Source organism: Polynucleobacter sp. 39-46-10, from assembly GCF_002282275.1.
Genome location: NZ_NCJB01000510.1, coordinates 1 through 1,240, shown reverse-complemented (window position 1 = coordinate 1,240; position 1,240 = coordinate 1). Strand labels below are relative to the sequence as shown.

Sequence of the window (1,240 nt, the reverse complement as noted above, 5' to 3'; positions counted from 1 at the left end):
CGCCTCCCAAAGGCGACGAGCATCCAAATCCATTGGACTAAGCTTCCACTGTTTCAGTGGATCATGAATGCGCATCATAAAGCGGTTGTATTGCTCATCATCAGAAATGGAGAACCAGTATTTGATGAGAATAATTCCAGAACGAATAATCATCCGCTCAAATTCCGGAACTGTACGCAAAAACTCTTCGTACTCAGCGTCCGTACAAAAACCCATGACCTTCTCAACGCCAGCACGGTTATACCAACTACGGTCAAATAAAACGATCTCACCACCTGCGGGTAAATTGGACACATAACGCTGAAAATACCATTGGGTCTTTTCACGCTCACTTGGTGCCGTAAGGGCAACCACCTTACAAACCCGCGGATTAAGTCGCTGGGTAATCCTCTTAATAGCACCACCCTTACCAGCAGAATCACGGCCTTCAAATAAAACAGCAACTTTAAGCTTATTCTCCACTACCCAGTCTTGAAGCTTTACCAACTCGCCTTGCAGACGAAATAATTCCTTAAAGTAAACATTTCGAGGGATAACTGAACCACTACCACCATCTTGCGAGAGGCGATCATCATCGAGCTCCATTTCGAGCTCTTCATCCATGCTATCTAGAATTTCTTCTTGAGCACGCTGATACCATTCAGCCATCTCTTTATGTTTTGATGTCATTTATTCCTCTAGGGCGTTGTATCTTGTTATCCCAAGAGTATGACATTTTTATTACATATATTGCTTATAGGGTTTGGGCGATCGATTCCTGACAATAAGCTGCCACCTGCTTACGATCAGAATCCCTTGAATTCTCGGCTCGATAAGGCTGCAAAAAGTGTATGTGGACCAGCAAGCCAGGCTCATGAATCACTCTAGACATGGATTCCAATAGCCCCATATCCCCAATAAAAGCCGGTGAGTCGCTCCTTAAACTCGTTTTCTGACAGACATAGCGTATAGAGAGAGGATAAATCGGGCATTTAGCAGCCAAGGCCGACTCAAAGAGATTAGGCCTAAAAGGCAGAACTTGTTCACCATTGGAGGATGTCCCCTCTGGAAAGATGCAAATTGACTCGGTATTAAGAACGTCAGCTATCTGCTCAACAACTTCCCTAGCATGGCGGGCATTATCTCTTCGAATAAAAACCGTTCCCAATTGCTTTGCCATCCAACCAAAGATTGGCCAAGATCTTACCTCTGACTTGGCAACAAATCGAATGGGTTTACAGGCATTGATGGCATGAATATC

General features: G+C 44.4%; 2 protein-coding genes. Both read right to left on the bottom strand.

Going from position 1 to position 1,240, the window contains the following annotated elements:
• A partial coding sequence (locus B7X71_RS17270; RefSeq protein ID WP_293601646.1) for a polyphosphate kinase 2 occupies positions 1-669 on the bottom strand: 669 nt, incomplete at its 3' end.
• 64 nt (positions 670-733) lie between these two features.
• On the bottom strand, positions 734-1,240 hold a 507-nt coding region (locus B7X71_RS17265), incomplete at its 5' end, for a lysophospholipid acyltransferase family protein (RefSeq protein ID WP_293601645.1).